We start from the raw sequence: 9,858 nt of genomic DNA, 5'->3' as shown, positions 1-9,858 counted from the left end.
GCCCTGTTTTTTGGGTCTGCTGCGCAGCCCAGCGGGAGCAAGCTCCCTCGCCACAAAAGCTCACTCGTTGTTCCTTCCGGGCGCACCAACTTGTTACCGAACGCCCCAGCGTGGCGCAATACCACGCTTCTATGCCCCGCCGATTTCCCCCTCGAAACCGCTCTTCAAAAATTTTCATGCAGCTCAGCGGCCCATAAATCACAAGGCTTCCAGCCAATTCCCCAAGCGTTTCTGAACACTGCCTCCAACAAGTTGGCCGCTCGATTGCATATGCTTGTACATACAAGTAAAGACGTATGCGTATGAGTCACCAACATTCAACGCAACGTTCGCTAAATCGCTGCCCACTGCCCGGGCTGGTCTGGATTGATCGCTGAGGAGTTTTTGCTGTGACCGACGCTACCCGCAAACCTGAAAAATACCGTGACGTTGAAATCCGTGCCCCTCGCGGTAACACGCTGACCGCCAAGAGCTGGCTGACTGAAGCGCCGCTGCGCATGCTGATGAACAACCTCGACCCGGAAGTGGCCGAGAACCCCAAGGAACTGGTGGTCTACGGTGGCATTGGCCGCGCGGCGCGCAACTGGGAGTGCTACGACAAGATCGTCGAAAGCCTGACCAACCTGAATGATGATGAAACCCTGCTGGTGCAATCCGGCAAGCCGGTGGGCGTGTTCAAGACCCACAGCAACGCCCCTCGCGTGCTGATCGCCAACTCCAACCTGGTCCCGCACTGGGCCAGTTGGGAGCACTTCAACGAACTCGATGCCAAGGGCCTGGCCATGTACGGCCAGATGACCGCCGGCAGCTGGATCTACATCGGCAGCCAGGGCATCGTGCAAGGCACTTATGAAACCTTCGTCGAGGCCGGTCGCCAGCACTACGACTCCAACCTCAAGGGTCGTTGGGTCCTGACCGCCGGCCTGGGCGGCATGGGCGGTGCGCAACCGTTGGCCGCGACCCTGGCCGGTGCGTGCTCGCTGAACATCGAGTGCCAACAGGTGAGCATCGATTTTCGCCTGAAAACCCGCTATGTCGATGAGCAAGCCAAGGACCTCGACGACGCCCTGGCGCGCATCGAGAAATACACCGCCGAAGGCAAGGCGATTTCCATCGCGCTGTGTGGGAACGCTGCCGAGATCCTGCCGGAAATGGTCCGTCGTGGTGTGCGCCCGGACATGGTCACCGACCAGACCAGCGCCCACGACCCCCTCAACGGCTACCTGCCGGCTGGTTGGACCTGGGACGAATACCGTGCCCGCGCCAAGACCGAACCCGCCGCCGTGGTGAAGGCCGCCAAGCAATCGATGGCCGTCCACGTCAAAGCCATGCTGGCCTTCCAGAAAATGGGCGTGCCGACCTTCGACTACGGCAACAACATCCGCCAGATGGCCCAGGAAGAGGGCGTCGAAAATGCCTTCGATTTCCCTGGTTTCGTACCAGCGTATATCCGTCCGCTGTTCTGCCGCGGCATTGGCCCGTTCCGCTGGGCTGCGCTTTCGGGTGACCCGCAGGACATCTACAAGACCGACGCCAAGGTCAAGGAACTGATCCCTGACGACGCCCACCTGCACAACTGGCTGGACATGGCCCGCGAGCGCATCAGCTTCCAGGGTTTGCCGGCACGTATCTGCTGGGTCGGCCTGGGCCAACGCGCCAAGTTGGGCCTGGCGTTCAACGAGATGGTGCGCAGCGGCGAATTGTCGGCACCGATCGTCATCGGTCGCGACCACCTGGACTCCGGTTCTGTCGCCAGCCCCAACCGTGAAACCGAATCCATGCAGGACGGTTCCGATGCGGTTTCCGACTGGCCGTTGCTCAACGCCTTGCTCAACACCGCCAGCGGCGCGACCTGGGTGTCGCTGCACCACGGTGGCGGCGTCGGCATGGGCTTCTCGCAGCACTCGGGCATGGTGATCGTCTGCGACGGTACCGACGAAGCGGCCGAGCGCATTGCCCGCGTGCTGCACAACGATCCGGCCACGGGCGTGATGCGTCATGCCGATGCCGGTTACCAGATCGCGATCGATTGCGCTAAGGAACAGGGGCTGAACCTGCCGATGATTACCGGCAAATAAACCCGGGCCCCCCTGTGGGAGCGAGCTTGCTCGCGATAGCGGTGGATCAGTACCGGTTCCGTCTACTGACACGCCCTCATCGCGAGCAAGCTCGCTCCCACAGGAGTGCGGCGCAATTGAATTGCAGAACAATCCACAGAGGTTGAACCATGGCTGTCACCAGCACACGTGCAAGCAGCAAGCCGTTGATCGAGAAACGTTCGATCGACTACATCCCGGAAACGGAGAGACACGGCCGATTGTTGAGCCAGTTCACCCTCTGGATGGGGGCCAACCTGCAAATCACGGCAATTGTCACCGGCGCATTGGCGGTGGTGCTTGGCGGTGATGTGTTCTGGTCGTTGATCGGTTTGCTGATCGGCCAACTGCTCGGCGGTGGCGTCATGGCGTTGCATGCCGCGCAAGGGCCCAAGCTTGGCCTGCCGCAGATGATCTCCAGCCGGGTGCAGTTTGGTGTGTATGGTGCGGCCATCCCGATCGTGCTGGTGTGCCTGATGTACCTGGGTTTCACCGCAACGGGAACCGTGCTTTCCGGCCAGGCGCTGGGCCAGTTGTTTGGTGTCAGCGACAGTGTCGGCATCCTCATTTTCGCCAGCGTCATCGTACTGGTCACGGTGCTCGGTTATCGGGTGATTCACTTCATTGGCCGTGTCGCCAGCATCCTTGGTGTGATCGCCTTTGTTTACCTGTTCTCTCGTCTGATGAGCCAGACGGACGTTGGCGCACTCTTGCAAATCCGTCATTTCAGCTGGAGCAGTTTCCTGCTTGCGGTGTCGCTCGCGGCATCCTGGCAGATCGCCTTCGGCCCCTACGTGGCGGACTATTCGCGTTACCTGCCGAGCAAGACTTCTTCGGTGAAAACCTTTTTTGCCGCGGGCGCCGGTTCAGTCATCGGCGCACAGGTGGCGATGATCCTCGGCGTGTTTGCCGCGGCCTCGGCCAATGGGCAATTCGCCGGTCACGAAGTGGCCTACATCGTGGGCCTGGGGGGCACCGGTGCCACCGCCGCGCTGCTGTATTTCAGCATCGCGTTCGGCAAGGTCACCATCTCCACGCTGAACTCCTACGGCAGCTTCATGTGCATCGCGACCATCATCAGCGGTTTTCGTGGTCACCTGAACGTAACGCGCTTGCAGCGTCTGGTCTTCGTGCTGGTCATCGTCGGCGCTGCGACGCTGATCGCGCTGCTCGGCCAGCACTCGTTCCTCGGCGCGTTCAAGTCCTTCATCCTGTTCTTGCTGGCGTTCTTTACGCCTTGGAGCGCGATCAATCTGGTGGACTACTACTGCATCACCCGCGAGCGCTATGACGTGCCGGCGCTGGCCGACCCGAATGGTCGCTATGGTCGTTGGAATGCCCTTGGCATCAGCGTCTATGTCTTTGGCGTACTGGTCCAACTGCCGTTCATCGCCACCAAGTTCTATACCGGTCCGCTGGTGGCCGCCATGGGCGGCGTGGACATTTCCTGGATCATCGGCCTGGTGGTTCCGGCGGCGCTGTATTACGTCGTCGCCAAGAAGTGGCACAGCGCTGTACCCGATCAATTGATCCTGCCGGTCGAGCAGGACACGGTTGACGCACAACCGAGCAGGGCGGGCCGCATCCAAGCGGTCTGATGGGACGTTGACAGGGCTGGATGCCTCTTGACTGCCGTAAGCCAATCCAACTGATTAGGAGCGTCACATAATGAAGTCGAACAAGACCCTGCTGACCACATTGCTTGCCATGGGCCTGCTGGCCAGCGCCGGTGCCACACAAGCGGCGGGTTGGTGCGAGTCGGGCAAACCGGTGAAGTTCGCCGGCCTGAACTGGGAAAGCGCCATGCTGCTGACCGACGTCCTGCAAGTGGTGCTGGAAAAAGGCTACGACTGCAAGACCGACAGCCTGCCAGGCAACTCCATCACCATGGAGAACGCCCTGAGCAGCAACGACATCCAGGTGTTTGCCGAAGAGTGGGTCGGCCGCAGTGAAGTCTGGAACAAGGCCGAGAAGGCCGGCAAGGTGGTTGGCGTCGGTGCCCCGGTCGTGGGCGCCATCGAAGGTTGGTATGTGCCGCGCTACGTGGTGGAAGGCGACGCCAAGCGCAAGCTCGAAGCCAAGGCGCCAGGCCTGAAGAACATCGCTGACCTGGGCCAGTACGCCGCCGTGTTCAAGGACCCGGAAGAACCGTCCAAGGGCCGCTTCTATAACTGCCCGGCCGGCTGGACCTGCGAGCTGGACAACAGTGAAATGCTGAAAAGCTATGGCCTGGAAAAAACCTACACCAACTTCCGTCCAGGCACCGGCCCGGCGCTGGATGCGGCGGTGCTGTCGAGCTACAAGCGCGGCGAGCCGATCCTGTTCTACTACTGGTCGCCTACGCCGCTGATGGGCCAGGTGGACCTGGTGAAACTGGAAGAAAAACCGGGCGTGGATAAAAGCGTGAGCATCAAGGTCGGCCTGTCCAAGACCTTCCACGACGAGGCACCCGAATTGGTGACGGTGCTGGAAAAGGTCAACCTGCCGATCGATATCCTGAACCAGAACCTCGGGCGCATGGCCAAGGAGCGGATCGAGTCGCCGAAACTGGCGAAGATCTTTCTGAAGGAACATCCTGAAGTCTGGCACGCCTGGGTCAGTGAAGACGCAGCCAAGAAAATCGACGCGGCTCTGTAGGTCGACTACTTCCCGGCCAACCGTAGGGCTGGCCGGGACGTTCACCGCATCCACTTGATCGAGAGTCTCTTATGTTTCCCGAAAGCTTTACCTTCTCCATCGCCGATTGGGTCAACGGTTGGGTCGACTCCCTGGTGACCAACTATGGCGATGTGTTCCGGCACATCTCCGAGACCCTGCTGTGGGCCATCGTCAACCTCGAAGGCCTGCTGCGCATGGCGCCCTGGTGGCTGATGCTGGCCATCGTCGGCGGCATCGCCTGGCACGCCACCCGCAAGGTGGTCGCCACGGCGGTGATCGTCGGCCTGTTGTTCCTGGTGGGTGCGGTGGGTCTGTGGGACAAACTGATGCAGACCCTCGCCCTGATGCTGGTAGCGACGCTGATCTCGGTGTTGATCGGCATTCCGCTGGGCATTCTCTCGGCGCGCAGCAATCGCCTGCGTTCGGTGCTGATGCCTTTGCTGGACATCATGCAGACCATGCCGAGCTTCGTGTACCTGATTCCGGTGTTGATGCTGTTCGGCCTGGGCAAGGTCCCGGCGATTTTCGCCACGGTGATCTACGCCGCGCCGCCACTGATTCGCCTGACTGACCTTGGCATCCGCCAGGTGGACGGCGAAGTGATGGAAGCCATCAACGCCTTTGGCGCCAACCGCTGGCAACAGTTGTTCGGCGTGCAACTGCCCCTGGCCCTGCCGAGCATCATGGCCGGGATCAACCAGACCACCATGATGGCCCTGTCGATGGTAGTCATCGCCTCGATGATCGGCGCCCGTGGCCTGGGTGAAGACGTGCTGGTGGGGATCCAGACCCTCAACGTCGGACGCGGCCTTGAAGCCGGGCTGGCGATCGTGATTCTCGCCGTGGTCATCGACCGCATTACCCAGGCCTATGGTCGTCCTCGGCATGAGGTGAGCAAATGAGCAACGCAGCCATCAGCAAGATCGAAGTCAAGAACGTCTTCAAGATTTTCGGCAATCGCTCCAAGGACGCCCTGGAGCTGATCCGCCAGAACAAGACCAAGGACCAGGTGCTGGCCGAAACCGGTTGTGTGGTCGGCGTGAACGACCTGTCGCTGAGCATCGGCACCGGTGAGATCTTCGTGATCATGGGCCTGTCCGGTTCCGGCAAGTCGACGTTGGTGCGCCACTTCAACCGGCTGATCGACCCTACCAGTGGCGCGATCCTGGTGGACGGCGAAGACATTCTGCAGCTGGACATGGACGCCTTGCGCGAATTTCGCCGGCACAAGATCAGCATGGTGTTCCAGAGCTTCGGCCTGCTGCCCCACAAGAGCGTGCTGGACAACGTCGCCTATGGCCTGAAAGTGCGCGGCGAGAGCAAACAGGTGTGCGCCGAGCGGGCGTTGCACTGGATCAACACCGTGGGCCTGAAAGGCTACGAGAACAAATACCCGCATCAGCTCTCCGGCGGCATGCGCCAGCGTGTCGGCCTGGCCCGGGCCTTGGCGGCGGACACCGACATCATCCTGATGGACGAAGCCTTCAGCGCCCTCGACCCGCTGATCCGCGCGGAAATGCAGGACCAGTTGCTGGAACTGCAAAAGACCCTGCACAAGACCATCGTCTTCATCACCCACGACCTCGACGAGGCCGTGCGCATCGGTAACCGCATTGCGATCCTCAAGGACGGCAAGCTGATCCAGGTCGGCACGCCGCGGGAGATCCTGCACTCGCCGGCGGATGAGTATGTCGATCGGTTTGTGCAACGGCGGGCGGCGGTGGTTTGAGGGATTTGTGGTGGCTGGGCTGGCGTCATCGCGAGCAAGCTCGCTCCCACAAGGGGGCCTCCTTTGTTCACACATTTTGTGTCCAAAGGAAATCCCTGTGGGAGCGAGCTTGCTCGCGATAGGGCCGGCAAAGCTGCATCAATGTTCAAGTTGCAAGCATGAGGTTGAAGATGTCCCAGGCTGAAAAAATCATCATCACCGGCGCCCCTCTGCGCTGGCAGGACGTCGTCGCCGTCGCCCGCTTTGGCGCTGTGCTCGAGCTATCGACTGAGACTTGGGCGCGGATCGACAATGCCCAGGCCATCGTCCAGCGTATCGTCGCAAGCGGTGAGCGCGCCTATGGCGTCAACACCGGCCTGGGGGCCTTGTGCAATGTTTCGCTCAAGGACGAACAACTCAGCCAACTGTCGCGCAACACCCTGCTCAGCCATGCCTGTGGCGTCGGTGCGCCGCTTGCCGATGAACAGACCCGGGCGATTCTCTGCGCCGCCATCCTGAACTACAGCCAAGGCAAGTCCGGCATCCATCGTCGGGTGGTCGAAGCGCTGCTGGCGCTGCTCAATCGCGGCATCACGCCGCACGTGCCGTCCCAAGGTTCGGTGGGTTACCTGACCCACATGGCCCACATCGGCATCGCGTTGCTGGGTGTCGGCCAGGTCAGCTATCGCGGGCAAATCGTCCCGGCGCAACAGGCCCTGGCCGCCGAGGGTTTGCAACCGGTGCAACTGGGGGCCAAGGACGGTTTGTGCCTGGTCAATGGCACGCCGTGCATGACCGGTCTGAGCTGCCTGGCCCTGGCCGATGCGACACGGCTGGTGCAATGGGCCGATGTGATCGGCGCCATGAGTTTCGAGGCCCAGCGCGGCCAGATTGCTGCGTTCGATGCCGAGGTCATGGCCCTCAAGCCGCACCCGGGCATGCAGCAGGTTGGGAGCAATTTGCGCGCGTTGCTCGACGGCAGCGAAGTCATCGCCGCGAGCCTGGGTATTCGCACCCAGGACGCCTTGAGTATCCGCTCGATTCCCCAGGTGCACGGCGCGGCGCGCGATCAGTTGGCCCACGCCCGGCAACAGATCGAAACCGAACTCAACGCGGTGACCGATAATCCGCTGCTGCTGGGTACGCCGGAGAACTTCCGGGTCATGTCTCAGGCCAATCCCCACGGCCAGTCGGTGGCGCTGGCGGCGGATCTGCTGGCGATTGCCATGGCTGAGATCGGCTCCATCGCCGAGCGTCGCCTCGATCGCTTGATCAACCCCCACGTCAGCGGCCTGCCGGCCTTCCTGGTGGCCAACCCCGGGGTGAACTCGGGGATGATGATCGTGCAATACGTCGCCGCGTCGCTGTGCGCAGAAAACAAGCAACTGGCGCAACCGGCGGTGCTCGACAATTTCGTCACCTCCGGATTGCAGGAAGACCATCTGAGCATGGGCACCAACGCAGCCCTGAAGCTGCACCGGGCGCTGGAAAACTGCACGCAGATCCTCGCCATCGAATACCTGCTGGCGGCCCAGGCCTTTGAGTTTCTCAAGGCCCAGCGTTTCGGCGCCGGCACCGACATCGCCTGGAAACTGTTGCGCGAGCGCGTCCCGGCCTACGACCAGGACCGTTGGCTGGCGCCGGACATCGCCAGTGCCGCCGCCCTGCTCAAAGACCCGAATGTGCTGCGCAACGTATTACCGAATTTGAATTGAACGAAAATGCGCCAGCGTGCCAAGGCACCTCTTGCCCACAAGGCATCGCCCAAAAAGCGGAGGTGACGGATAACGGAACATTCCGGAGCGACTGGCGGGTGAAAACAAAACTCTCAAAAGGAGCATTACATGATTGCCTTAAACCTGATTCCCGGCCAATTGAGCCTGGCTCAATTGCGTGACATCTATCAGCAACCCGTGACCTTGAGTCTCGACGCCAGCGCCTCGGCACAGATCGAAGCCAGCGTTGCCTGTGTCGAACAGATCCTTGCCGAGAACCGCACCGCCTACGGCATCAACACCGGTTTCGGCCTGCTGGCCTCGACCCGCATCGCCAGCGAGGACCTGGAAAACCTGCAGCGCTCCCTGGTGCTGTCCCATGCCGCCGGGGTGGGCGAGCCGATCAGCGATGCGCTGGTGCGGCTGGTCATGGTGCTCAAGGTCAACAGCCTGAGCCGGGGTTTTTCCGGCATCCGCCGGCAGGTGATCGATGCGCTGATTGCGCTGATCAATGCCGAGGTTTATCCGCACATTCCGCTCAAGGGTTCGGTCGGTGCGTCCGGTGACCTGGCGCCGCTGGCCCACATGTCCCTGGTACTGCTGGGCGAAGGCAAGGCCCGCTACAAGGGCCAATGGCTGCCGGCCGTCGAGGCGCTGAAAGTGGCGGGCCTAGCGCCGCTGACCCTGGCCGCCAAGGAAGGCCTGGCGCTGCTCAACGGCACCCAGGTCTCCACCGCGTTTGCCCTGCGTGGCCTGTTCGAAGGCGAAGACCTGTTTGCCGGGGCCGTGGCCCTGGGCAGCCTCACGGTGGAAGCGGTGCTCGGCTCGCGTTCGCCATTCGATGCGCGCATCCATGCCGCCCGTGGCCAGAAGGGCCAGATCGACGCCGCCGCGGCCTACCGCGATCTGTTGGGCGAGCGCAGCGAAGTCTCTGATTCGCACCAGAACTGCGACAAGGTCCAGGACCCGTACTCCCTGCGCTGCCAACCGCAAGTGATGGGCGCCTGCCTGACCCAGTTCCGCCAGGCCGCCGAGGTGCTGGTGATCGAGGCCAACGCGGTGTCGGATAACCCGCTGGTGTTCGCCGCCGAGGGCGACGTGATTTCCGGCGGCAACTTCCACGCCGAACCGGTGGCGATGGCGGCCGACAACATGGCCTTGGCGATTGCCGAAATCGGCTCCCTGAGCGAGCGCCGCATTTCGTTGATGATGGACAAGCACATGTCGCAACTGCCGCCGTTCCTCGTCGCCAATGGTGGGGTGAACTCCGGTTTCATGATCGCCCAGGTCACCGCTGCGGCCCTGGCCAGTGAAAACAAAGCGCTGTCCCATCCCCATTCGGTCGACAGCCTGCCGACCTCGGCCAACCAGGAAGACCACGTTTCCATGGCCCCGGCTGCCGGCAAGCGTCTGTGGGAAATGGCCGAGAACACCCGGGGGATCCTCGCGGTGGAATGGCTCGCGGCCTGCCAGGGGCTGGACCTGCGCGGCGGCTTGAAGACCTCCGCGAAGCTGGAACGGGCCCGTGGCCTGTTGCGTGCGCAAGTGCCGTTTTACGAGAAGGACCGGTTCTTTGCGCCGGACATCAATGCGGCCAGTGAATTGCTGGCGAGTCGGTGCCTGAACGAACTGGTCACGGCGCAGTTGTTGCCGAGCCTGTAAGGGCCTCATCGCGAGCAAG

General features: G+C 62.1%; 7 protein-coding genes. All 7 read left to right on the top strand.

Annotated elements, in window-relative coordinates; translation table 11 throughout:
• Positions 1 to 389: 389 nt before the first annotated feature.
• The 7 genes from hutU to hutH (LQ215_RS19955) all read left to right on the top strand — a co-directional run bounded on the left by hutU (position 390) and on the right by hutH (LQ215_RS19955) (position 9,839).
• Positions 390 to 2,078 (top strand): urocanate hydratase, encoded by a 1,689-nt coding sequence (gene hutU / locus LQ215_RS19985; protein WP_003196887.1) that lies wholly within the window; start codon positions 390 to 392, stop codon positions 2,076 to 2,078.
• A gap of 149 nt (positions 2,079 to 2,227) precedes the next feature.
• Positions 2,228 to 3,694, top strand: coding sequence for a purine-cytosine permease family protein (locus LQ215_RS19980; RefSeq protein WP_230152223.1), 1,467 nt, complete (start codon positions 2,228 to 2,230; stop codon positions 3,692 to 3,694).
• Between the two features lie 70 nt (positions 3,695 to 3,764).
• Positions 3,765 to 4,733 (top strand): ABC transporter substrate-binding protein, encoded by a 969-nt coding sequence (locus LQ215_RS19975; RefSeq protein ID WP_230152222.1) that lies wholly within the window; start codon positions 3,765 to 3,767, stop codon positions 4,731 to 4,733.
• A gap of 71 nt (positions 4,734 to 4,804) precedes the next feature.
• Complete coding sequence (locus tag LQ215_RS19970; protein ID WP_186613288.1) at positions 4,805 to 5,656, top strand: ABC transporter permease; 852 nt, start codon at positions 4,805 to 4,807, stop codon at positions 5,654 to 5,656.
• Positions 5,653 to 6,483 carry a quaternary amine ABC transporter ATP-binding protein gene (locus tag LQ215_RS19965; RefSeq protein ID WP_207963024.1) on the top strand — a complete coding sequence of 277 codons (831 nt, stop codon included), beginning with the start codon at positions 5,653 to 5,655 and terminating at the stop codon, positions 6,481 to 6,483. Before LQ215_RS19970 ends, LQ215_RS19965 begins: the two co-directional genes overlap by 4 nt.
• A gap of 170 nt (positions 6,484 to 6,653) precedes the next feature.
• Entirely contained in the window at positions 6,654 to 8,177 is a 1,524-nt protein-coding gene (gene hutH / locus LQ215_RS19960; RefSeq protein WP_230152221.1) for a histidine ammonia-lyase, read from the top strand.
• A 129-nt stretch (positions 8,178 to 8,306) separates the two neighbouring features.
• Positions 8,307 to 9,839 (top strand): histidine ammonia-lyase, encoded by a 1,533-nt coding sequence (hutH, locus tag LQ215_RS19955; RefSeq protein ID WP_436839589.1) that lies wholly within the window; start codon positions 8,307 to 8,309, stop codon positions 9,837 to 9,839.
• The last annotated feature ends 19 nt before the right edge of the window (positions 9,840 to 9,858 follow it).

The sequence above is a fragment of the Pseudomonas brassicacearum genome, assembly GCF_918698105.1.
GTDB classification, from domain to species: domain Bacteria; phylum Pseudomonadota; class Gammaproteobacteria; order Pseudomonadales; family Pseudomonadaceae; genus Aquipseudomonas; species Aquipseudomonas brassicacearum_F.
The sequence above is the reverse complement of the archived record's forward strand: the minus strand, read 5'-3'. Positions and strand labels throughout refer to the sequence as shown.